This window comes from Burkholderia ubonensis subsp. mesacidophila, assembly GCF_002097715.1.
GTDB classification, from domain to species: Bacteria; Pseudomonadota; Gammaproteobacteria; order Burkholderiales; family Burkholderiaceae; genus Burkholderia; species Burkholderia mesacidophila.
Genome location: NZ_CP020737.1, coordinates 1,797,955 through 1,820,523, shown reverse-complemented (window position 1 = coordinate 1,820,523; position 22,569 = coordinate 1,797,955). Strand labels below are relative to the sequence as shown.

18 protein-coding genes and 2 riboswitches are annotated in these 22,569 nt (G+C 68.5%); of the genes, 7 read left to right on the top strand and 11 right to left on the bottom strand.

From position 1 onward, the window contains the following. The first annotated feature begins 250 nt into the window (after positions 1–250). Positions 251–1,018: a hypothetical protein gene (locus tag B7P44_RS36215; RefSeq protein WP_133118117.1), complete on the top strand. Its 768-nt coding sequence runs from the start codon at positions 251–253 to the stop codon at positions 1,016–1,018. Between the two features lie 295 nt (positions 1,019–1,313). Here B7P44_RS36215 and B7P44_RS08595 read toward each other — a convergent pair whose 3' ends face one another. The 5 genes from B7P44_RS08595 to B7P44_RS08575 all read right to left on the bottom strand — a co-directional run bounded on the left by B7P44_RS08595 (position 1,314) and on the right by B7P44_RS08575 (position 9,044). Continuing rightward, a complete protein-coding gene (locus tag B7P44_RS08595; RefSeq protein ID WP_084902847.1) occupies positions 1,314–1,841 on the bottom strand; it encodes a vWA domain-containing protein in 528 nt (175 codons plus the stop codon). A 149-nt stretch (positions 1,842–1,990) separates the two neighbouring features. After that, on the bottom strand, positions 1,991–3,073 hold the full coding sequence (locus B7P44_RS08590; protein ID WP_084902845.1) for a magnesium chelatase ATPase subunit I: 1,083 nt from the start codon (positions 3,071–3,073) through the stop codon (positions 1,991–1,993). Continuing rightward, on the bottom strand, positions 3,070–6,873 hold the full coding sequence (cobN, locus tag B7P44_RS08585) for a cobaltochelatase subunit CobN (RefSeq protein WP_084902842.1): 3,804 nt from the start codon (positions 6,871–6,873) through the stop codon (positions 3,070–3,072). Before cobN ends, B7P44_RS08590 begins: the two co-directional genes overlap by 4 nt. Positions 6,874–6,879: 6 nt before the next feature. After that, on the bottom strand, positions 6,880–7,959 hold the full coding sequence (gene cobW, locus B7P44_RS08580) for a cobalamin biosynthesis protein CobW (RefSeq protein ID WP_084902840.1): 1,080 nt from the start codon (positions 7,957–7,959) through the stop codon (positions 6,880–6,882). Positions 7,960–7,985: 26 nt separating this feature from the next. Further along, entirely contained in the window at positions 7,986–9,044 is a 1,059-nt protein-coding gene (locus B7P44_RS08575) for a HoxN/HupN/NixA family nickel/cobalt transporter (RefSeq protein WP_059726929.1), read from the bottom strand. A gap of 189 nt (positions 9,045–9,233) precedes the next feature. Beyond that, a riboswitch (cobalamin riboswitch) is annotated at positions 9,234–9,499 on the bottom strand. 152 nt (positions 9,500–9,651) lie between these two features. On the opposite strand from B7P44_RS08575, the gene B7P44_RS08570 reads away from it, so the two are divergent. The 6 genes from B7P44_RS08570 to B7P44_RS08545 all read left to right on the top strand — a co-directional run bounded on the left by B7P44_RS08570 (position 9,652) and on the right by B7P44_RS08545 (position 17,518). Then, a complete protein-coding gene (locus B7P44_RS08570; protein WP_084902837.1) occupies positions 9,652–11,790 on the top strand; it encodes a TonB-dependent receptor in 2,139 nt (712 codons plus the stop codon). Between the two features lie 343 nt (positions 11,791–12,133). Continuing rightward, positions 12,134–13,981, top strand: coding sequence for a DUF3857 domain-containing transglutaminase family protein (locus tag B7P44_RS08565; RefSeq protein WP_084902834.1), 1,848 nt, complete (start codon positions 12,134–12,136; stop codon positions 13,979–13,981). Positions 13,982–14,023: 42 nt separating this feature from the next. Next, positions 14,024–14,264: riboswitch (cobalamin riboswitch) on the top strand. A gap of 170 nt (positions 14,265–14,434) precedes the next feature. Continuing rightward, on the top strand, positions 14,435–15,208 hold the full coding sequence (gene cobA, locus B7P44_RS08560) for a uroporphyrinogen-III C-methyltransferase (RefSeq protein WP_084902833.1): 774 nt from the start codon (positions 14,435–14,437) through the stop codon (positions 15,206–15,208). Further along, positions 15,208–15,582 (top strand): cobalamin biosynthesis protein, encoded by a 375-nt coding sequence (locus B7P44_RS08555; protein WP_084902831.1) that lies wholly within the window; start codon positions 15,208–15,210, stop codon positions 15,580–15,582. Before cobA ends, B7P44_RS08555 begins: the two co-directional genes overlap by 1 nt. A 28-nt stretch (positions 15,583–15,610) precedes the next feature. Then, positions 15,611–16,213: a cob(I)yrinic acid a,c-diamide adenosyltransferase gene (gene cobO, locus B7P44_RS08550; protein ID WP_010092402.1), complete on the top strand. Its 603-nt coding sequence runs from the start codon at positions 15,611–15,613 to the stop codon at positions 16,211–16,213. 3 nt (positions 16,214–16,216) lie between these two features. Continuing rightward, positions 16,217–17,518, top strand: coding sequence for a cobyrinic acid a,c-diamide synthase CobB (locus B7P44_RS08545; protein ID WP_084902829.1), 1,302 nt, complete (start codon positions 16,217–16,219; stop codon positions 17,516–17,518). Positions 17,519–17,659: 141 nt separating this feature from the next. On the opposite strand, the gene bamE is transcribed toward B7P44_RS08545, so the two are convergent. The 6 genes from bamE to B7P44_RS08515 all read right to left on the bottom strand — a co-directional run bounded on the left by bamE (position 17,660) and on the right by B7P44_RS08515 (position 22,563). Beyond that, on the bottom strand, positions 17,660–18,199 hold the full coding sequence (gene bamE / locus B7P44_RS08540; protein ID WP_084902827.1) for an outer membrane protein assembly factor BamE domain-containing protein: 540 nt from the start codon (positions 18,197–18,199) through the stop codon (positions 17,660–17,662). Between the two features lie 206 nt (positions 18,200–18,405). Further along, positions 18,406–19,569 (bottom strand): M20 aminoacylase family protein, encoded by a 1,164-nt coding sequence (locus tag B7P44_RS08535; protein ID WP_084902825.1) that lies wholly within the window; start codon positions 19,567–19,569, stop codon positions 18,406–18,408. Between the two features lie 163 nt (positions 19,570–19,732). Then, the gene (locus B7P44_RS08530; protein ID WP_084902822.1) at positions 19,733–20,149 is read right to left on the bottom strand and encodes a PIN domain-containing protein; all 417 of its coding nucleotides are present in this window, start codon (positions 20,147–20,149) and stop codon (positions 19,733–19,735) included. Beyond that, entirely contained in the window at positions 20,146–20,409 is a 264-nt protein-coding gene (vapB, locus tag B7P44_RS08525) for a type II toxin-antitoxin system VapB family antitoxin (protein WP_084902819.1), read from the bottom strand. The genes B7P44_RS08530 and vapB overlap by 4 nt, the downstream gene beginning before the upstream one ends. Before the next feature lie 259 nt (positions 20,410–20,668). Beyond that, on the bottom strand, positions 20,669–21,715 hold the full coding sequence (locus B7P44_RS08520; protein WP_084902816.1) for a GNAT family N-acetyltransferase: 1,047 nt from the start codon (positions 21,713–21,715) through the stop codon (positions 20,669–20,671). Next, positions 21,715–22,563: a formyltransferase family protein gene (locus tag B7P44_RS08515; protein WP_084902813.1), complete on the bottom strand. Its 849-nt coding sequence runs from the start codon at positions 22,561–22,563 to the stop codon at positions 21,715–21,717. Before B7P44_RS08515 ends, B7P44_RS08520 begins: the two co-directional genes overlap by 1 nt. Positions 22,564–22,569 lie beyond the last annotated feature (6 nt).

Genomic DNA, 22,569 nt, shown 5'->3' with positions numbered 1-22,569 from the left:
GCAGCTTGGTCCATATCGAAGGCGCCCACTTATTCCCCCACAAAATCTCCACAATCAGTCCATTCCAATAAAACAAGAATTCCGGACGGCGGAAAGTTCATCGGATTACCAGAGCCCACATCACCAGAATCGCCCGCCTTTCAACTCCCTAGCAAAGGTAACAGTTTGAATTCTTCCATAATCCCTGTAGCCTCAATCAGCGTCTTTCATTTTCAAAATGCAAGGCGCACCTCATCAAATTGGAGCGCTCATGAAAGTCAAGAAAGCAGCATTGATTCTGTGTTCTTCACTTGCGTTATTTTCGGCAGCCGGATTCTCAGCAGCATCGGAAATTTCTCCTAAATCCGGGGCACCGGGCCGCGACAGGATCGCAACAACAATTCAAACTGCTCAAGGCCAATCCGACATAGACAGCCTTCTGAAAAAACTGAATTTCCAGAGAAATTCCGCAAGCGATTACGATTCCATCGCTTACGCCATCAAAAAAAGCGGTGACGCATCCGCAATCTATTCGCAAAACAGCCCGTTCTCTTCGGTTGAAATCAAAACCACCTATCCCACGTGGACCAACGTGAAGAACGGTGACGAGTTGAGCATTAGCTGGAGGGCCAATGATTCCGTCTACCTGGCCTCGTTCTCCTATGTGGGAGACGGAAATTCCGGCAAATGGGAAAAGGTTGGGTATTCGGAAAATAAAAACGGCCGCGAGATGGACATCACACCTCAAAGCAGAACGACCCTCTCTTCTTCGCAAGAGCAAAAACCCTCAGCTTCACTTCGTAGTGTTTCGCAGCCAATCATCACACATGTCGCCGGAAGAATCACGGGAAAAGTTGACGTCTACACCGTCAAGGTTGGCAGCAAGATCCAAGGAATTTATGGCGCATCGATGAACGTCCCCGGATGGGTGGGGGTGGAGGGAGTTGGAACGGATATTGTTGTTTTCCAGGTTCGCGCAGACGGGATGCTTGGCTACGGGTACGAAGGCTACGCCAACGCGACAATAGTTCGAGAGTAAATTTATAAATAATTAAATACGACGCCTCGCTCAGAGGCGAGGCGTCCGCAACAATAACAATTCATGCGCATCCGATGAAAAATGGAGATGCAAATACGATACGCCGCTTGCACTCATATTTGGGAATGTCTGTTGGGCGTTGCTGCATAAATCCGTTTGCGGCAGGTCTTTCACCTGCCGCTGCGCGCACTGCAAGGCTTCGCGCTCAGCCTTGCGCAAGCTTGCCTTCCCAACATCAAATCCCCGCCTTGGACACGGAAATCCTGACACCCCCACGCCGGCGACTCGGGCAGCGTCAACCGCGCACCACCCCCTCCGGCGTCACCCACTCCGCGCCCCACTCGACTGCAATCTGCGCCCCGCGCCCGACCCTCACGGCGGCATCGTCGAAATCGACGAACACGACATGATCCGCCGCCGCCGGCTTCACCGGCATTTCCCGCGTCCGCCCATCCGACAGCACCCACAGCCACCGCTGCTTGTCCGGCGCGCGCCGCGCATCGCGCGCGAGCAGCTGCGCGGCGGCATCGATCCCGTCCGCGAACGGCGTACCGCCGCCGCCGCCCACCGGCTCCAGCCAGCGCGCGTTCCACCACCTCGGCACCGCCGGCCCGAACCGGCGCTCCGCACCGGTCCCGCCGAAACAGATCAGCGCCGTTTCCGCCCGCGCGCGCGCCGCCTGGTCGAAGTACGCGACGATCAGCCCCTTCGCCATCGCAAGCCGCTCGAACGACAGCATCGACGCCGAACAGTCGAGCACGAAGCAATGCAGCGCGCGCGGCGCGCCGGCCTGCTTCCGGAACCGCAGATGCTCGGCCTGCAATCGCCCGGCGCGCTTGACCGCGAACGTCGCCGGCCACGCAACGGCGCCAACGGCCGCGCCGGCGCGCGCGACGCCCGGCGCGGGTCCGGTTGCGCCTTGCTGCCATCGAGGACCGCGAAGCGGGTTCGCGGCGGCGCCGGCTCGATGGCTCAGCGTTTTTTTAGCGGCAGCGGCACCACGCCCTTCACCGCCTGCAAGCCGGCGGGTTCGGGCGGCAGATAGCCCCAGTCGCCTTGCGCGTCCGCATCGCTCGGCCGCGCCGCGTCAGGCGGCGTAGCGGACGAACCGCCCGCATTCGCCTGCGACGCCGGGTTCTCCGCGTCGCGCGGCCCCGACGCGGCCGGCGGCGTCGCATGCGCGGCGCGGCGATGCCGCAGCACCGGCTCCGCGACGCGCTCGACGTGCTCGACCGTCACCGCATCGGCCCCTTCGAGCGCCGCGAGCGCGCGCGCCGCGCGCAGCATCACGAGATCGGCGCGCAGGCCGTCGACGGCCGCGTCGATGCACAGCGCGCTGACCCGCGCATGCACCGCGTCGCCGAACGTCAGCGCGGGCAGGCGTTCGCGCGCCGCGCGAATCTGCCCGGCCAGCTCGCGCTGCGCGTCGTCGTGACACGCGCGGAACGCATCGGGATCGAGATCGAACGCGAGTCGCGCCTTCACGATCTGCTCGCGCTGCGCCGCGTCGAAGCAATTCTCGAGTTCGACCATCAGCCCGAAGCGATCGAGCAATTGCGGCCGCAGCTCCCCCTCCTCCGGATTCATCGTGCCGACCAGCACGAAGCGCGCGTCGTGCGCGTGCGACACGCCATCGCGCTCGACGATGTTCACGCCGCTCGCGGCAACGTCGAGCAGCGTATCGACGAGCCCGTCGGCCAGCAGGTTCACCTCGTCGACGTACAGCACGCCGCGATGCGCACGCGCGAGCAGCCCCGGCCGAAAGCGCACGCCGTTCTCCGCGAGCGCATGCGCGAGATCGAGCGTGCCGGTCACCTGCTCGTCGCTCGCCGACAGCGGCAGCGTCACGAACTGCCCTTCCGGCAGCAGCGCCGCGAGCGCGCGCGCGGCGGTGGATTTCGCGGTGCCGCGCGGCCCGCTGACGAGCACGCCGCCGAGCGACGGGTCGATCGCCGCGAGCAGCAGCGCCCGTTGCAGCGCCGCCTGCCCGACGAGCGCGGTAAACGGAAAAACGGCGGGAAACACTGCGCGCAGGCGGTGCGTCGGATCGGTCATCGCCGACCTCCTTCCAGATGGTGTTCGCTCGCGAACCAGACCGCCTCGATCCGCTCGCGATAGTTGCCCGGCTGCTGCCACAGGCCGCGCTGCATCGCCTCGACGAAGCGTTCGCAGATGCCTTGCAGCGCACGCGGATTGTGCCGTTCGAGGAACGCGCGCGTGGCGTCGTCGAACAGGTATGCATCGGCGACGAGCGCATATTGATGATCGGCCAGCACGCGCGCGGTCGCGTCGTAGCCGTACAGGTAGTCGACCGTCGCGGCCATTTCCGCGGCGCCCTTGTAGCCGTGGCGCTTCACGCCGTCGAGCCATTTCGGGTTCACGACGCGCGAGCGGATCACCCGTGCGATTTCCTCGCGCAGCGTGCGCATCTTCGGCGCGGCCGGGTTCGCGTGGTCGCCGTGATACAGGCTCGGCTGGCGGCCCGACAGATGCCGCACCGCCGCGGTCATGCCGCCCTGGAACTGGTAGTAGTCGTTCGAATCGAGGATGTCGTGCTCGCGGCTGTCCTGGTTCTGCACGACGACGTCGATCGTCGCGAGCCGCGCGCCGAACACGTCGGGCGCCGCGTCGCCCGCGCTGTTCTGCGCATACGCGTAGCCGCCCCATTGCCGATAGGCGTCGGCCAGATCCGCATCGGTCTGCCAGCGCCGCTGGTCGATCAGGTCCTGCAGGCCCGCGCCGTAGCTGCCGGGCCGCGCGCCGAACACGCGCCAGCCGGCGCGGCGCCGCGCCTCGTCGGCCGGCACGCCCTGCGCGACCCACGTCGCGCGCTCGCGCTCGATGCGCGCGCGGATCGGGTTCAGGTGCTCGGGCTCGTCGAGCGCCGCGACCGCCTGCACGGCCGCGTCGAACAGGTGCATCAGGTTCGGGAACGCGTCGCGGAAAAAGCCGGACACGCGCAGCGTCACGTCGATGCGCGGCCGGTCGAAGATCTCGATCGGCAGGATCTCGAAGTCGGTCACGCGGTGGCTGCCGTGCGCCCATTTCGGCCGCACGCCGATGAGCGCGAACGCCTGCGCGATGTCGTCGCCGCCGGTGCGCATCGTCGCGGTGCCCCACACCGACAGGCCGATCGCGCGCGGATAGTCGCCGTGATCCTGCAGGTGCCGCTCGATCAGCTGCTGCGCGGATTTCAGGCCGAGCGACCACGCGGCCTGGGTCGGCACCGCGCGCGTGTCGACCGAGTAGAAATTGCGGCCGGTCGGCAGCACGTCGGGGCGGCCGCGCGACGGCGAGCCGCTCGGGCCCGGCGGCACGAAGCGGCCGTCGAGCCCGCGCAGCAGCTGGCGCAGCTCCTCGCCGCCGCACGCGTCGAGCGCGGGCATCAGCGTCGAACGCACGCGCTCGATCACGGGCAACGTGTGCGTCCAGACGCCCGGCGGCGGCTCGCACGGCGCGTGCGGCGCGCTCGCGCACAACCGGTCGAGCCACTGCTGCGCGAGCCTTTCGAGGCGCTCGCGCGTGTCGCCGGCGTGACGCCACGGCGCAGCGTCGAGCTCCGCCAGCAGCGCGGGGCGCGGGCCCTGCCACGGCGCGGCCCAGTCGGCGGCGAGCGGATCGAAATCGTCGCCGAGCGCGAGATCGCGCGCGAGCGCGCCGATCAGCCCGGCGCGCGCCTGCTGGCCGTCGCCGACGGGGAAGCGCGCGAGCGCGAGCAGCGTGTCGCGCCGCTGGCGATCGGCCGGCGACAGGCCGAACACGTGCAGCCCGTCGCGGATCTGCGCTTCCTTCAGCTCGCACAGCCACGCGTCGACGCGCGTCAGCAGCTCGTCCTCGTCGCTCGCATCGCGCGGCTGCGCGACGCTCAGCTCGTCGTGCAGCCGGTGTTCGGCGATCGTCGCGAGGATGGTCTTGCGCAGCAGCTTCGCGCGCCGCGCATCGACCATCAGCGCTTCGTAGTATTCGTCGACCTGCCGCTCGAGGTCCTGCAGCGGGCCGTAGTTCTCCGCACGCGTGAGCGGCGGCATCAGGTGATCGATGATCACCGCCTGCGCGCGCCGTTTCGCCTGGCTGCCCTCGCCCGGATCGTTGACGATGAACGGATACAGGTGCGGCAGCGGCCCGAGCGTGAGATCCGGCCAGCACGCATCGGACAGCGCGACGCTCTTGCCCGGCAGCCATTCGAGGTTGCCGTGCTTGCCGAGGTGGATCACCGCGTCGCTGCGGAACGCATGACGCAGCCAGAAATAGAACGCGAGATACGCATGCGGCGGCACCAGATCCGCGTCGTGATAGCTCGCGTAGTCGTTCTCGTCGCGCGAGCGCGACGGCTGGATACCGACGAACACGTTGCCCGCGCGCCAGCCCGCGATCGTGAAGCGCCCGTGGCGCAGCGTCGGGTCGGCTTCGGGCGGCCCCCACCGATCGTTCAGCGCAGCGCGCACGTCGGCCGGCAGCCGCTCGAAATGGGTCCGGTAGTCGGCGAGCGCGAAGCTCTGGAACGCGGGCCGCAGCGCGTGCAGCGCCGGGTCGTTGGTCACGCCTTCGGTGAGCCGCGCGATCAGCGCGTCGCCGTCGGCCGGCAGGTCCGCGACCCGGTAGCCCGCGTCGCACAGCATCGCGAGCACGCCGAGCGCCGACGCGGGCGTGTCGAGCCCGACGCCGTTGCCGATCCGGCCTTCGCTTTGCGGATAGTTCGCGAGGATCAGCGCGACGCGCTTGTCGGCGTTCCCGAGCGTGCGCAGCCGGCACCAGCCGCGCGCAAGCGCCGCGACGAAGCCGATGCGCTCCGCGTCGGGCTGGTAGCGCACCACGTCGACCTCGGTGTGCGCGCAGCGGTACGCGAGCCCCTTGAAGCTCACCGCGCGCGTGACGATGCGGCCGTCGACCTCGGGCAGCGCGACGTGCATCGCGATGTCGCGCGCATGCAGCCCCTGGTTGTCGGCGACCCACGCGTCGCGGTTGCCGCCGGACAGGATCACCTGCAGCACCGGCGCATCGCCCGCGAGGATGTCCGGCTCGGGGCTGTCGATCGCGCCGGCCGCGAACGCGGTCGTGTTCAGCACCAGCGCGACGCCGTGCGCGTCGCACAGCCGCGCGATCACTTCGCGGCTCACCGCATCCTTCAGCGACGTCACCGCGATCGGCAGCGGATTCAATCCTTCGAGGATCAATGCGTCGGCGAGCGCGTCGAACACCGCGGTGTTCGCGGCCTGCCAGTGCGCCTTGTAGAACAGGATCGCGACGACCGGCGCTCCGGGCGTCCAGCGCGGCAGCCAGTCGTCGATGCTCGCCGGGTCGCGCGCCGGGTGATACAGCGCGGCGGCCGGCAGCGGGCGCGGCGGCTCCGGTTCGTCGCCGAAGCCGAGCGTGTGAAACGCGATGCTGCGCAGCAGCGCGTCGGCGTTGTGCGCGCCGCCCTCGCGCAGGTAGCGCCACCACAGGCGGCACAGCCCGGGCGCGACGGTGCTCTTCGCGATCAGGTTCGGATCTTCCTGCAGGTCGCCCGAGAACATCGCGAGCCGCTGCCCGCGACGCGACGCGAGCGACATCGCCTGTTCGATCCCGTACGGCCAGTACGCCTCGCCGCCGAGATGGTCGATCACGACCGTCTTCGCATGCTGCAGCACGTCGTCGACGTAGAAATCGACCGACGCCGGCTGGCGCAGGAACGTCACGTTCGCGAGCCGCACGCTCGGAAAGCCCGCCGGCAGACGCGGCACGACGCTCGCGAGCAGCGACAGCGTCGTGTCCGCCGAGCTCAGGATCACGATCTCGGCGGGCCGCTGGTCGATCCGGACGACGCCCTGCGTATCGTCGACGAAGCCGCCCGGCGTGGTGCGCAGCAGATGCATCGCGGGTTACGCCTGTTGCAGCTCGGCCGCGAGCGCCGCGTCGAACGCGCGCTGCAGTTCGGCCGCGTCGAGGTCCTCGCCGATCAGCACGAAGCGGCTCGCGCGCGCCTCGCCGTCCTGCCAGCGGCGGTCGAAATAGCTGTCGAAGCGGCGGCCGACGCCCTGGATCACGAGCCGCATCGGCGCGTCCGGCAGCGCGGCGAAGCCCTTCGCGCGATAGATCGTGTGCGTCTCGACGACGCGCTTGAGCGCCGCGATCGTCGCTTCCCGCGAGCCGGCGTCGCCGCTGACGACGACCGAGTCGAAGTCGTCGTGGTGGTGATCGTGATCCTCGTCGTCGGCCGAGCCGTGGTGATCGTGGCGCAGGTGAATGGTTTCCTCGGACGCCGATTCGAGCCCGAGCAGCATCGCCAGATCCAGCTCGCCGCGCGTCGCGCGCACGATCTTCACCTGCGGCGGGATTTCCTCGCGGATCGCCGCCTCGACCTGCGCGAGCTGCGCGTCGTCGACGAGGTCGGCCTTGTTGACGATCACGAGATCCGCCGCCGACAGCTGGTCGGCGAACAGCTCGTGCAGCGGCGATTCGTGGTCGAGGTTCGGATCGGCGCGGCGCTGCGCGTCGACCGCCTGCGGATTCTCGGCGAACTGGCCGCTCGCGGTGGCCGGGCCGTCGACGACGGTCACGACCGCGTCGACCGTGAAGCTGTTGCGGATCGTCGGCCAGTTGAACGCCTGCACGAGCGGCTTCGGCAGCGCGAGGCCGGACGTCTCGATCAGCACGTGATCGATGTCTGCGCGGCGCTCGACGAGCGCCTCCATCACCGGATAGAACTCCTCCTGCACGGTGCAGCACAGGCAGCCGTTCGCGAGCTCGTAGAGCTGGCCGGACGCCTCGCCCTGCGCGTCGTCGCAGCCGACGCCGCAACCCTTGAGGATTTCGCCGTCGATGCCGAGCTCGCCGAATTCGTTGACGATCACCGCGATGCGGCGGCCTTGTGCGTGTTGCAGCATGTGGCGCATCAGCGTCGTCTTGCCGCTGCCGAGAAAGCCCGTGACGATGGTGACGGGCAGCTTGCGCATGGTCATGGAAAGTCCTGTGTCGAAAAAGGGAGTCAGGCGGAGATCGTCACGTCGATCTCGTCGTAGCGCTTCAGGCGGTAGATCGCGGCCGACACGACCCAGCACGCGATGAACAGGCCGATCACGAAGTAGCCGAGCATGCCGAAGTGCGACGCCACCATCGACGCGAAGTCCCACACGGGGCCCTGCAGCGACAGCTTGTCCGCGAGCAGCGCGAGCACCTCGATGCCGCCGATCAGCGCGGCGACCAGCACCGACACGAACGTGATCGTCATGTTGTAGTAGATCTTGCGGATCGGCCGCACGTACGCCCAGCGGTACGCGCCCATCATCAGGATGCCGTCGGTCGTGTCGACGAGCGTCATGCCCGCGGTGAACAGCGCCGGCAGCGCCATCACCGACCAGAACGACAGGCCGCCCTGCACCTGGGTCGCGGAGATGCCGAACAGCGCGATCTCGGTCGCGGTGTCGAAGCCGAAGCCGAACAGGAAGCCGACAGGATACAGGTGCCAGCTGCGCGACACGAGGCGGAACAGCGGCCGGAACAGGCGCGCGAGCACGCCGCGCTGGTTCAGCAGCATGTCGAGATCCGCGTCGACGATCGCTTCGCCGCGGCGCGCCGCGCGGAAGGTGCGGTACACGGAGATCAGGATCAGCAGGTTCGCGGTCGCGAGCAGCAGCAGGAAGAACGCCGACACGCACGTGCTGACGACGCCGCCCCACGCCTTCATGCTCTCGAAGCGCGCGAGCGACGCCGCCGTCAGCGCGACCACGACGGACATCACGATCACGACCGTCGAATGGCCGAGCGAGAAGAACAGGCCGGCGCCGAGCGGGCTGCGGCCTTCCTGCATCAGCTTGCGGGTGACGTTGTCGATGGCCGCGATGTGGTCGGCATCGACCGCGTGGCGCAGGCCGAACACATACGCGAGCAGCGCGGTGCCGAGCAGCACCGGCTGGCCGTGGAACGCGATGAACGCCCAGATCCACGCGCCGACGTTGAAGGCGACCAGCAATGAATAGATGGCAATGATCTTGCCGCGCAGCCCGGACGGGCTGTCGTTGAACAGGCGGAAAAGCGAGTCGAGCATGGTGCTCCTTGGCGAACGGTCGACATGATGAATGCCAACACGGCCGGCACCGGGTGCCCGGACACGCGCACGCCGCCGGATGCCGGGCCAGCCTCGCGCAAAGCGCGCAGCGGATCGGAATACGGGAGACGCCCGGGCGCCGGACGCACTGTGGCTGCGGCCGTGGACGATGCGCCGCATCCCCGCGGCGCTGAACCCCTCGTCTCGGCCGGTATCCGGGCTGACGAACACGCCGCTTCGCCTTCCCGGACGCGTGACGCGTCCAGTGGCGGTCGTCCGCATGCGCAGCAGGCATGCGGCGAAGCGGCGTTGCATCGCGGCGGGCGCGATGCGTTCGCTTACCGTTGCGGGGGCAGCACAGGTTGGCCCGACTGCGGTGCAGGCAGACTCCCTGTTTCCCGTTTAACTGCGCACGCCGGCGGGCGTGCGCGAGCACCGAAACGCGTGCGAGTGTAGGCGTCGGCGGCGGGAGCGTCAAGGTTGCGGCGGACCGCAAATGCGAACGATTGTCGTTTTCAACCAAACAAGATAAACTTTGCCACCCGATAACGAAAACGATTTGCGCAACAGCATCACGAGGCAGTCATTCAGTCATCCTGAAATTCCCATGTCAAAACGACAGACATCCGGGCGGCGCTTCCCGACGCTGGCCCTGTCGCTGTGCTCGATCGCATGCACAGCCTCCTGCCCTGCACCGGCCGCCGAGTTCGAAGACGAGCTGCCTGCGCTCGAGGTGCGCGGCCGCCGCCATCCGCACGATCCGCGCCCCGACCACGTGAGCACGGCGACCCGCGTTGCAAGCGATCCGCGCGACGTGCCGCAATCGATCGACAGCGTGTCGGTCGAGGACACGATGTCCTATGGCGGCCGCACGCTCGCCGACGCGCTGGCCGGCGTGCCGGGCATTTCCAATACGTCGGACACGCGCTTCGATTCATTCCGCATCCGCGGCTTTTCCGGCGCGGGCGATCTGCTGCTCGACGGCATGCGCGACGATGCCCAGTACGTGCGCAGCCTCGGCAACGTCGAGCGCGTCGAGGTGCTCAAGGGTCCGGCCGCGGCGCTGTACGGACGCGGCAGCGGCGGCGGCGTGATCAACCGGATCACGAAGCAGCCGTTGCCGGAGACATTCGGCCACGTCTCGGCGACGACGGGCAGTGCCGGCCGTCTCGGGGCGTCGGTCGATCTCAACCGCGCGCTGTCCGGCGAATGGGGCGTGCGACTCAACGCCGGACGCGAGCACGAGGGCAGCTTCCGCGATCAGGTCGACGGCACCCGCCAGTACGTCGCGCCATCGATCAAATGGCAGGATGCCCGGCGGAGCTGGTTGCTGCAGTTCGAATACGACGCATACGAGCGCGTGCCCGATCGCGGCATGCCGGCGCCGGTCGTTGCGCTCGACCGGGCCGGCAATCCATTCGCGTTCTCGCTGCCGTCCGCGTCACGAGAAACCTTCTTCGGCGCGGCGGGCCGCGATACCCTGCGCGACACCAACATGAACTGGCGTTCGGTCTTCACGCACGCGCTCGGTGGCGACTGGCAGGTGAAGCACACGCTGGGCGTGCTGGATTTGCGCAGCACGTTCGACAATACCTACGTCACGCAGAGCTACATTGCGAAGCCGCGCGACTATCGGCGCGTGCAACGCGCGCGTTACCTGCAGGACATGACGCACCTCAACGTGCAGACGGGCCTTGAACTGAGCGGCAAGCTCGCGACCGGGCCGGTTCGCCACCACCTGCTGTTCGGCGTCGAATACGGCTGGCAGAAGCGCGTGCCGAAGCTTTGGCAGGCGGATGCGGCGCCGGTCTCGATCACCGATCCGGACAGTTTCGCGTTCGCCGGCTCGGCGCCGCGCCCGTTCGCGATGAACCGCCATCGCGTCAGCGACTACGCGGTGTTCGCGCAGGACCGGCTCGACCTCGGGCGATCGTGGAAGCTGCTGGGGGGCCTGCGCTGGGAGCGCTTCGACGTCGATTCGACCAACACGCTGAACGATTTGCGATCGCAGCGCACGACGAATGCATGGAGCCCGCGGCTCGGCGTCGTGTGGTCGCCGGTCGACGCGCACCGCGTGTATGCGTCGTACAGCCGGAACTTCGCGCCGGTCGGTGGCGACCTGGTCGGCATCACGCCGAACGCGCGCGGCAATGCCAACGATCTCGGCCCGCAATACACCCGTCAATACGAGATCGGCGTGAAGAGCGACTGGATGAACGGCGCGTTGAGCACCACGCTGGCACTGTTTCAGCTCGACCTGTACAACCGCCGCGTCGCCGACCCGCTACGGCCGGGATTCTTCGACCTCACCGGCCTCGAGCGCAATCGCGGCCTGGAACTGGGCATCGCCGGCAGGCTCGCGGGCGACTGGTTCGTTCGTGGCGGCATCGGCTGGCAACACGCACGGGTCGTCGACGCCGAGCCGAAGTACGCGGGCAAGCGCTCTGCGGGTGTGTCGTCGTCGAACGGCAACCTGTTCGTCGGCTATGCGCCGCTGCTCGGCTTTTTCGCCGAACTCGGGCTGATTTACGAAGGCGCGCGTTACGCGGATCGCGACAACCTGCTCAAGCTGCCCGCTTACGTGCGCTGGGATGGCAAGGCCGGATACCGCACGCGCGATCTCGAAGTAACGCTGGCGGCCGTCAACCTGACCGATCGCGCCTATTACGCCAGCGCGACGAGCCTGGCGCAGATCATGCCCGGTGCGCCGCGCATGTTCACGCTGACGGCGGCGTACAAGTTCTGACACTGTGACAAGCATCGTGCCGTTGCGGGGGCAGCACGGTTGGCCCGACTGCGTTGCAGGCAGGCTCCCTGTTTCCCGTTTGACTGCGCGCGCCGGCGGGCGCGCGCGTACCAGAACGCGTGCGGGTGCAGGCGTCGGTGGCGGGAGCGTCAAGGCGGCGTCGGGCCGCGTCGCAGCCGGATGAAGACGCGCCGAAGATCGAACAATCAGACGATTGACATGGCTGCGGGGATTTGGATACCGTCTGTCCGGCTTCCGCGGTGCCGCCGAATTCAGACAACGCCGGACGAACCGGCTGCGGCAGCCGCCTGCATCACCACACTTTCATCGACGGGGATTCGACATGAACGTCTCACGCATCGCACGCTACGGCGTCGCGGCTCTGCTGATGCTTCGGCTTGCGATTTCATTCGCGGCGGACTATCAGGTCGAACGGCTCGACAACGCAATCAAGGTCGACGCATCCGGCAAACGCGTCGTGAAGGTCGATCTGTCGATCAAGCTGCTGACCGATGCGGCGATCGCCCGCTTCGGCCAGTACGTGCTGTCGTACAACGCGCAGTTCGAGACGCTCGACATCCACTCGGCGCAGACGGTGCACGCCGACGGCTCGATGGTTTCGGTCGATGTCGCGCGCGGCATCTTCGACCGGCCGGCGCCCGTCACGATCGCGGCGCCGCAATTCAGCGCCGAGCATTTGCGCATCGTCACGTTTCCCGCACTCGCGAAAGGCGATTCGATCCGGCTTTCGTACACGCTGGCCGACACCGACACGCTGTTTCCCGGCAAATTCAGCGTGCAGCTCTCGTTTCCGCCGATCGAGGACTACCGTTCGGCGAACGTCACGCTCGACACGCCGGGCGACATGTCCGTCGCGATCGACGCGCGCGGCATGCGCCAGTCGGCCGACGCGTCCCGCGACGGACGCCGGGTCCGTTCCTATCATTACGAAACCGCGCCGTCCGGCCCGCTCGACGAGCAAGCGAACACGGTGGCGTGGACGGATATCGGCCCCGTCTTCGTCGCGAGCAACTTCTCCGGCTACGCGGAAATCGCCCACGCCTACGACGTGCGCGCGTTCGACAAGCGAAAGCCGGACGACGCGATCCGCCAGCTCGCGGATCAGTTGACCAAGGGGATCGACGACCGGCGCGAGCAGGCAACGCGGCTGTACGCGTGGGTGGCGCGCAACATCCGCTATGTCGGGGTGTACTTCGGCGCGGGGCCGGTCGTCCCGCACCGCGCCGACGAGGTGCTCGCCAACCGCTACGGCGATTGCAAGGATCAGGTGACGCTGCTGTCCGCGCTGCTCGAAGCCAAGGGGATCGAGAGCCACGCGGTGCTGGTCAATCTCGGCAATCGCTATCGCCTGCCCTCCGCACCCGATGTCCTGACGTTCAATCATGCCATCGTGTGGCTGCCGGAATTCGACGTGTTTGCCGACACCACGGTCGGCGTGCTGCCGTTCGGCGCACTGCAGTTCGAGGCGAGCGGCAAACCCGCGCTCGACACCTCGACCGGCAAGCTGACCGTCACGCCGCCGCAGAACGGCCACAACAGCCGCTCGCTGCTGGCCTATTCGGTCGATCTCGATCGTGACGGCAATGCGACGATGGCGGGCGACATCACGCTCGACGGCGAGGCGGTCCAACGGGCACGCCAGATGTTCATTCACGTCCAGCCGAAACGGCTCGCCGAGGAGATGCTGCGCCGCTTCGGCCTCGCGGGCGAACTGCAGATGAGCCCGCGTCATCTGGGCGACCTCGACCAGCCGTTCTCGATCGCGCTGCGCGGCAATCTGAACCAGTTGGCGCTGATGCCGGGCCCCGCGGCATTTGCGGTCCCGTCGCTGCCCAATTTCGGCCAGATCCGCGGATTCGCCGACTTCGTCCTCCAGCAAAAAAGCAAGGTATTCGAAGGCGTGTGCGCCGGAACCCGGCTCGAGGAGCGCTACCGGATCATGTTGCCGACCGACGTCGACCTGCTCGCGATCCCGCCGGACGTGACCGTACGGGCCGGGGAAATCGCCTATCGATCGACCTATCGCCGTGAAGGCCGGACCGTCGACGTGACGCGCGTGCTCGATCGCGACCTCGGCAGCAACGTGTGCAGCGGCGCGAAGCTCGCCGAGTGGTCAGACGTCGCGCGCAGCATTTCGAAGGACCTGAAACGGCAGATCCTGTATCGCTAAGTGCGCGCCAGGCTCGCCCCCCGCGCGCGGCAACGCCTGTGCTATCGTATGCGCCGCGTTCGGTGCTCGCGCCCGCCCTCCGGCGGGCGCAGTTAAACGGGAAACAGGAGGCGGACGTCCGCCCGGCCTGTGCTGTCCCCGCAACGGTACGCCGCCCGCGCGACGCGCTTTCAAGCACGCGCGCCCATGCCGCCCACGATGCCACTGCCCGCCTGCCTCGGGTGGGAAGGCCACGGCCTGGCAAGCGGCCAGCCCGGATACCGGCCGACGCAAGGGGCGAGCGATGCGCTCGCCGAACGCCCGGTCCGCGGGGGACGGACTGCGTGCGCGTGTCTTCCGTGTTCGCACGGGCCTCGTTCGATCCGCTATGCATTGCCTGCCTGCCGGCCGCCTGCGCGCCGCCCGTTTGCCGCTTTCCCCGTCTTCGACACGGTTCGCGCCGTGCTGCCCCCGATGAGCCGCGCCTGGCTGATCGGCGCGGGGCCCGGCGACGCCGACCTGCTGACCCTCAAGGCCGTCCGCGCGATCGGCGCGGCCGACGTGCTGCTCGTCGACGATCTCGTGAATCCCGAGGTGCTGCAGCATGCGCGCACCGATGCGCACATCGAGCACGTCGGCAAGCGCGGCGGCCACGCGTCGACGCCGCAGGACGCGATCGTCGCCGCGATGCTTGCTCACCTGCGCGCGGGCCGCAGCGTCGCGCGCCTGAAAGGCGGCGACCCGTTCGTGTTCGGGCGCGGCGGTGAGGAACTGATCGCGCTCGGTGCGGCCGGGTTTCCGGTCGAAGTCGTGAACGGCATCACGGCCGGCATCGCCGCGCCGGCCGCCCTCGGCATCCCGGTCACGCATCGCGGCGACGCGCAGGGCGTGATCTTCGTCACCGGGCACGGCGCGGGCGACGACGAGCCGGACTGGCGCGCGCTCGCCGCGACCCGCATGACGCTCGTGATCTACATGGGCATCCGCCGCCTCGCCTCGATCGCCGCCGCGCTGCGCGCGGGCGGCTTGCCGGACGACACGCCGTGCGCGGCGATCGAATCGGCGACGCGGCCCGGGCAGCGCCACGTGCTGGCGACGCTGGCCACCCTCGTCGAGCGCGTCGGCGCGGCCGGCATCGGCTCGCCCGCGATCGTCGTGGTCGGCCGCGTCGCGGCGCTCGCCGCCGATCCCGCGGTGCAGGCCGCGCTGGCCGCACCGGCCGCACCTGCGCCGCCGGAGCCCGCGTGATGCGGGTCGCGCTCGGTCTCGGCTTTCGCGCGGGCGTCACCGCCGCGCAGCTCGACGCCGCGGTCCGCGCGGCGCTCGCGCGGCACCCGCACGCGCAGCCGGCCGTGGTCGCGACGCTCGCCGACAAATCCCGCACACGCGCGCTGCGCACGCTCTGCGCGCGGCGCGGCTGGCCGCTCGTCGCATTCGACGCGACGCAGCTCGCCGCACACCCCGAACTGGCCGAGAGCGCGCCGTCGCCCGCGGCGCTCGCCCGCTTCGGCGTGGCCGGCGTCGCCGAGCCGTGCGCGCGGCTCGCGGCGCCGCGCGGCCGGCTGCTCGGCCCGAAACTCGCGCGGGACGGCGTGACGGTCGCGCTCGCCGGCCCGCTTTGAACCCATTCTTTCGACAGGACGACTCCCGATGAAAACCGATCCCGAAGCGCATCAGCGGATGACCGAGCGCCGCCGCGCCGGCCACGAGAAGAAGCAGGCCGCCGCCGTCAACGAAAAGGGCCTGCTGATGGTCCACACCGGCAACGGCAAGGGCAAGAGCACCGCCGCGTTCGGCATGGCCGTGCGCGTGCTCGGCCACGGGATGCGACTCGGCGTCGTGCAGTTCATCAAGGGCGCGCTGCACACGTCGGAACGCGATTTCCTCGGCGCGGTCGCGCACTGCGATTTCGTGACGATGGGCGACGGCTATACGTGGAACACGCAGAACCGCGACGCCGACATCGCGACCGCCCGCAAGGGCTGGGACGAGGCGCGCCGGATGATCGAGAGCGGCGACTACCAGATGGTGATCCTCGACGAGCTGAACACCGTGCTCAAGTACGAATACCTGCCGCTCGACGAAGTGCTCGCGACGCTGGCCGCGCGCCCCGCGTCGCTGCACGTCGTGGTGACGGGCCGCCACGCGCCCGACGCGCTGATCGACGCGGCCGACCTCGTCACCGAGATGCGGCTCGTCAAGCATCCGTACAAGGAGCAAGGCGTGAAGGCGCAGCGCGGCGTGGAGTTCTGAACGATGCCCGCCTGCCCCGCGCTGTTCGTCAGCGCGCCCGCGTCCGGCCAGGGCAAGACCTCGGTGACGGCCGGCCTCGCGCGGCTGCACCGCCGGCTCGGCCGCCGCGTGCGGGTGTTCAAGACCGGGCCGGATTTTCTCGATCCGATGCTGCTCGAGCGCGCAAGCGGCGCGCCCGTGCACGCGCTCGACCTCGGCATGGTCGGTGAAGCCGGCTGCCGCGCGCTGCTCGCCGACGCGGCGCGCGACGCCGACCTGATCCTGATCGAAGGCGTGATGGGGCTGTTCGACGGCACGCCGAGCAGCGCGGATCTGGCCGTCGCGTTCGGCGTGCCGGTCGTCGCGGTGATCTCCGCGAAATCGATGGCGCAGACCTTCGCCGCGATCGCGTTCGGCCTTGCGCGGTTCCGGCCCGGCCTGCCGTTTCACGGCGTGCTGGCGAACCGGGTCGGCTCCGCCCGTCACGCGGAATTGCTGCAGCAGGCGCTGCCCGACGACCTGCGCTGGCTCGGCCACGTGCCGGCCGATGCGGGCATCGCGCTGCCGGAACGGCATCTCGGCCTGCATCAGCCGAACGACATCGACGATCTCGACGCGCGGCTCGATCGCGCGGCCGACGTGCTGGCGAATACGGCGCTTGCGGAATTGCCGCCTGCGGTCGCATTCGCGGAACCGGACGCCACCGAGCCGCTGCCGCGCGCGCTCGCCGGCCAGCGGATCGCGATTGCGCGCGATGCCGCGTTCTCGTTCATCTATCCGGCGAATCTCGCGCTGCTCGAGACGCTCGGCGCGCAGTTGCGGTTCTTCTCGCCGCTCGCCGACGAGCCGGTGCCCGGCGATTGCGACGCGCTGTTCCTGCCGGGCGGCTATCCGGAGCTGCATGCGGCGGCGCTCGCGGCGAACGCGACGAGCGCCGCCGCGATCCGCGCGCATGCGGCGGCCGGCAAGCCGATCGTCGCAGAATGCGGGGGGATGGTATACCTGTGCGATGCGCTGACGAACGTCGACGGCTCGACGACGCCGATGCTCGGCCTGCTGCCGGGACGCGCGACGATGCAGCGGCGCTTCGCTGCGCTGGGCATGCAGCAGCTCGATACGCGCACCGGGCCGATGCGCGGGCATACGTTCCACTATTCGCGGCTCGACACGCCGCTTGCGCCGGTCGCGGCCGCGGTTCGTTCCGATGGAGCAGCCGACGGCGAGGCCGTGTACCGGGCCGGCTCGATCGTTGCAACCTACATGCACATGTATTGGCCGTCGAATCCGCTTGCGACGGCGGCACTGTTCGACGGCGCGGCGTTTTGAAGGACGGACGCGTCCGCCATCAAGCGGGCGGCATGCGGAAGAACGCGCTGCCCCGGCAGCGCCGCGCGTGCGGTTCGTCGTGCCATGCAGACCCGCGCAGGCATGGGCCGAAGTAGTCCGGCACGTCGCGGCACTGCGCCGTTACGGCCTTTCCCGTCCGGGCGCCTCCGATCGCGACGTTCTGGTGACGGTCCCGTCAGGCGAGAAATGCGCGTTGAACATCGCATCGCCCGATACGCCGCCCTCGGCCCAGTGCCAGCTCCATACCTCTTCGTGGCTCAACGCGTATTGCGCGACCGACGTCGGCTTGCCGAGCAGTTGCCGCACATCGTCCTTCGTCATGCCCGGCGCAACCTTCGCGATGTTTTCCGCCGTCAATGCCTGCGTGATCGACACGAGTCTGCCGTCGGGCCCGAAATCGAGCATGTAGGTGCTCGTGCCGAACGGGCCGCGCGGGTACTCGAGCCGCTGCGAGCCGTCTTCGTTCTGCCTGACCATCTCCGGTTTGCCCGCGTCGCGGAGTACATCCTCTACCGTCGACACGCCTGGCTGCAGTTTGCCGAACGCCAGGTTATCCGGTTTGATCGCATTGACTGCGTCGGCGACCTTCTGGTCGTCGCAACCCGTTACGAGCAAGCCGACCACGCACGCCGTCAGCGCGGTCAGGAGAAGTTTTCGCATTTCGTATGTGCCGTATCAATTGCGCCGGTTCGACGCCACGCGCCGGCCTCGCCGATCGAGGCGGCTGCGCGAGCCTCGGGCGGGACCGGCGATCCCTGGTTTGTCGCCGCGACGCAGCGTAGCACGCGACCTGCCACCGGGATGTCAAGGAGCGTCAAATCCCGCGCGATACGGCGCCGCGAGCATTCGCATCACGTTCGCATCAATCAGACGAGAAACGCCTCGGCGAGCTTGACCCAGTACGACGCCCCCGTCGGCAGCGCCGCGTCGTTGAAGTCATAGCCGGGGTTGTGCACCATGCAGCCGCCCTCCCCGTCGCCGTTGCCGATGATCAGGTAGCAGCCCGGACGCTTCTCGAGCAGGAACGCGAAATCCTCGCTGCCGGTCAGCGGCGCCATTTCGTCGATCAGGTTCGCGTCGCCGACCCAGTCGCGCGCGACTTGCTTCGCGAACGCGGTCATCTGCGCATCGTTGACGAGCACCGGGTAGCGGCGCCGGTAGTCGACCGTCGCGCTCGCGCCGAACACCGCGGCCTGCGCGTGGATCACTTCGGTGATGCGCGTCTGCAGCAGGTCGCGCACGTCCGGCTTCAGCGCGCGCACCGACAGGCGCATTTGCGCGTGCTCGGGAATCACGTTCGGCGCGTCGCCCGCGTGGATCGCGCCGACCGTGACGATCGCCATGTCGAGCGGCGACACGTTGCGCGACACGATCGTCTGCAGCGCGACGACGATCTGCGCGCACACGACGACCGGATCGATCGCCTTGTGCGGCACCGCGCCGTGGCCGCCGCGCCCCTGCACGTCGACGATCACGGTATCCGCCGACGCCATGAACGGCCCCGGCAGGAAGCCGAACTTGCCCGTCGGAAAGCCCGGCATGTTGTGCATCGCGAAGATCGCGTCGCACGGGAACTGCTCGAACAGGCCTTCGTCGAGCATCTTCTTCGCGCCACCGAGCCCCTCTTCGGCGGGCTGGAAAATCAGGTTCAGCGTGCCGGAGAAGCACCGCTCGCGCGCGAGATGCTTCGCCGCCGCGAGCAGCATCGCGGTGTGACCGTCGTGGCCGCACGCATGCATCTTGCCGGGAATCGTGCTCTGGTACGGCAAGCCGGTCGTCTCGTGGATCGGCAGCGCGTCCATGTCCGCGCGCAGGCCGAGACGCTTCGCGCCGTCGCCGACCTTCAGCTGCGCGACGACGCCCGTGCCGCCGAGCCCGCGATGCACCGCGTAACCCCACGCCTGCAGCCGTTCGGCGACGAGGTCGCTGGTCGCGAACTCCTCGAAGCCCAGCTCGGGATGGGCGTGGATGCGGTGCCGGATGTCGATCATTTCGTCGGCGAGGCCTGCGGGGATCACGCTGTGCGTCACGGTTCGTCTCCTGTGTCGAATGAATGTGCGGCAAGGATAGTCCGTCGAACGTCAACCGGATAGACGAAATGTCATCAGCCCGGCAACCGACGGTTGCCGGCCGTTTCGATGCAGGCCTCGCCCGCAGGCGCCACCGCACGAACGGGCGAGAGATGCGAGCCGCTCAGTCCGCCCAATCCTCGAACGACAACCCGTCGACGCGGCCGAATTCGCGCGTATTGTGGGTCACCAGCACCGCGCCGGCCGCGATCGCGTGCCCCGCGATCGACGCATCGTTCGCGCCGATCGGCGTGCCGCGCGCCGCAAGCTCGGCGCGCACGGCGGTGGTCGCGTCGACGGCCGCCGCATCCCACGGCAGCACGCCGTCCAGCCGCGCGACGAATGCGGTCACGAGGTCGGCATGCTTCGGCGACGCCTTCCGGCCGATCGTGCCGAAGCGCATCTCCGCATAGGTGACGGCCGACACGACGATCCGGTGCTGGGCGCCGACGCACGACTGCAGCCGCGACAGGACGACCGGCGGCCGCTCCCGCATGATGTATGAACAGATGTTCGTATCGAGCATGTAGAGCTTCGTCACCGGCCGGACTCCGTCGGCTCATCGTCCGGGCCGGACAGGTCGAAACGGCCGGATTCGACGACGGCCGGGCGCTCGACGAGGAAATCGGCATCCGCAAGCGGTTCATGCGCGAGCGACGTCCACGTGGGGCGCACGGGCCGAAGCAGCAGCGTATCGCCCTCGCGGCGGATCTCGAGTTCCGTCACCCCTTCGAACTCCATGTCCTTCGGGATGCGGATCGCCTGATTGCTGGCATTCTTGAAAATGGAAACGGTGCGCATGATCCACTCCGGAAGCGAACGATGCGACCATTTTAGACATATGCCTGCATATGTCAATATCGGTGCCCGCGTGCGGGGCGCCGCGCGCCAGCTTGTCGCAAATAGTGCCTTGTCCATGAGCTTGCAGTCCTCGTCATGTGAAAGGCCCCATTTTTCGCGTCTGCTTGCGCGCGGTCCATACACCAAACGGCCAACGCTGGCGACCTCGACGGGGAGCAGTCGCGCCCGCCGCTCGCGCGACGGCGGACGCCCCGCTCCGTCACGGCAACCGGAACGTCTCGAAGAACGTATCCCGGTCGAGCACCGTCAGCGCCGCGCGCTTGTGCGGAAAATCGAACTCCTTCAGCGTATGGAAGCCGAGCCGGTGCATGTACGCGATATGCCGCACGTGATCGACGCGCGGCTCGCCGACGAGCCGCTGCGTGCGCGGCTCGTCGACGAACATGTAGTGCAGCACCCCGCTCCACCACGCATGCAGCTTGCCCGCGCTCTGGAAGCGCGAATCGCCGATCAGCAGATGCAGCCCGCGGTCGTAGTCGTGCGCGTCGTAGAACGGCGCAAGGCGGTCCTCCTTCGCCCAGTAGAACTCGAAATAGCCGAACGGCGTGTCGTCGAAGTAGCCGATCATCGGGTGCATGTGCGGATCGGCGAGCCGTTCCGCGAGATACGCGGCGTGCTCGTCGCGCGTGCCGCGCTGGTCCCAGAAATGCGCGACGCGGTCGAGGTTCATCCAGTCGCTGAACAGGTCCGCGTGCGCGTCGACGTCGACCGTGCGCAGGCTGAAGGTCATGCCGACCTGCGGCATGTAGCGCGCGTAGATCTCGCCGGGCACGGTCGGCGGACGCACCGGATGACGCCGCTCGTTCGTCACCGCATAGCGCAGCGGCATGCCGCCCGAGCCCGGCGCCTTCAGCCACGGCAGCGGATGCTGCCAGAACGTCGCGCGCGACACGCTCAGGTGCAGCCGGCCATTCACGGGCCGCGCGCCGTCGATCACGCCTTCGCGCACCGCGCGCCCGACATACGCCGCGACCGCCGCGGGATCGGCCCCCGCGAGCGGCACCGCGAGCGTCGCCGACGCGCGCTGCGTCTCCGTGTTGAACAGCGCGACGAATTCGGCGAGCAGCGCGGCGGGCGGATCGTCGGGCCGCCATGCGTCGAGGATGCGATCGGCGTCATGCGTCGCGGATGCGGACGTTGATACGGATGCCGGCCCAGGCGCGGGCGCGGCGAAATCGAGGGCGGCCGCCGTCGCGTCTTCGGCGGCCTCCGCCGGATCGGCAGGGTTCGTCAGCGTGTCGGTCATCACAAGGCTCCCGCGTCGTGGCGGTCCGCGAGGATGCCGAGCCCCCGCTCGAGCGCCGGGAACAGGCTGCGCTGGAAGTTGTTCCAGCGCAGCTCGAGAATCGTGTCGTCAGGCGCGATCGGCGTGTCGAGCACGTCGCAGATCACTTCGCCGGAATCGATGCCGTTGTCGACGTAGTGGAACGACGCGCCCGTCATCGTCACCGGCTCGATCGCCGACGTCGCGCCGGTCGCCCAGTCGACCCGCTCGCCGCGCGCGCCGTGCAGCGCATCGAGCGTCGCGTACGCGCCGCGCCGCTGGAACGGCGAGCCGTCCTCGGTGATGCCCGGGTGGATGTTCGCGATGCGCCGCTGAAAGCGTGCGCCGGGCCGCACCAGCTCGTCGAGGATCACGAGCAGCCCGTCGAGCACGACGATGTCGGCGTTCAGTTCGAGCAGGCGCTCGAGCAGCCGACGCTCGAACGCCGCCTTGCCCGCCGCGCGCTCGCGCATGCCGTGCACATCGCGCGGCAGCCGGCGGTACGTCGACGGAATCGCGCAGAACAGTTCGTCGACCGGCCGGCCCTGCACCGTGAGGCCGTCCGGCAGCAGCCAAGGCCGCCCGGGCGTGCGCGCGAAGCCGTAGTCGGCGAGCTTCGCGCGGTCGGCGGGCGAGCCTTCGTCGTCGTCGACGATCACGCCCGCGAGCGTGTAGCGCTCGCCGAGCGCCGAGCCGTTCAGCCGCTCGACGACGAATTCGAGCGGCGCCTTCATGTAGCGCGTGCCGCCCTGGTAAGCGACCGGCTGTCCGGCGCGATCGGCCGCGCCGTTGCGCAGCGACTGGATGTAGACGAGATTTTTCTTCGGCATGGGTCG

Coding starts and splice junctions, on each gene's coding strand:
- B7P44_RS36215 (WP_133118117.1), top strand. CDS start 251: ATGAAAGTCAAGAAAGCAGCATTGATTCTGTGTTCTTCACTTGCGTTA.
- B7P44_RS08590 (WP_084902845.1), bottom strand. CDS start 3,073: ATGACCGATCCGACGCACCGCCTGCGCGCAGTGTTTCCCGCCGTTTTT.
- cobN (WP_084902842.1), bottom strand. CDS start 6,873: ATGCATCTGCTGCGCACCACGCCGGGCGGCTTCGTCGACGATACGCAG.
- cobW (WP_084902840.1), bottom strand. CDS start 7,959: ATGACCATGCGCAAGCTGCCCGTCACCATCGTCACGGGCTTTCTCGGC.
- B7P44_RS08575 (WP_059726929.1), bottom strand. CDS start 9,044: ATGCTCGACTCGCTTTTCCGCCTGTTCAACGACAGCCCGTCCGGGCTG.
- B7P44_RS08570 (WP_084902837.1), top strand. CDS start 9,652: ATGTCAAAACGACAGACATCCGGGCGGCGCTTCCCGACGCTGGCCCTG.
- B7P44_RS08565 (WP_084902834.1), top strand. CDS start 12,134: ATGAACGTCTCACGCATCGCACGCTACGGCGTCGCGGCTCTGCTGATG.
- cobA (WP_084902833.1), top strand. CDS start 14,435: ATGAGCCGCGCCTGGCTGATCGGCGCGGGGCCCGGCGACGCCGACCTG.
- B7P44_RS08555 (WP_084902831.1), top strand. CDS start 15,208: ATGCGGGTCGCGCTCGGTCTCGGCTTTCGCGCGGGCGTCACCGCCGCG.
- cobO (WP_010092402.1), top strand. CDS start 15,611: ATGAAAACCGATCCCGAAGCGCATCAGCGGATGACCGAGCGCCGCCGC.
- B7P44_RS08545 (WP_084902829.1), top strand. CDS start 16,217: ATGCCCGCCTGCCCCGCGCTGTTCGTCAGCGCGCCCGCGTCCGGCCAG.
- bamE (WP_084902827.1), bottom strand. CDS start 18,199: ATGCGAAAACTTCTCCTGACCGCGCTGACGGCGTGCGTGGTCGGCTTG.
- vapB (WP_084902819.1), bottom strand. CDS start 20,409: ATGCGCACCGTTTCCATTTTCAAGAATGCCAGCAATCAGGCGATCCGC.
- B7P44_RS08520 (WP_084902816.1), bottom strand. CDS start 21,715: ATGACCGACACGCTGACGAACCCTGCCGATCCGGCGGAGGCCGCCGAA.
- B7P44_RS08515 (WP_084902813.1), bottom strand. CDS start 22,563: ATGCCGAAGAAAAATCTCGTCTACATCCAGTCGCTGCGCAACGGCGCG.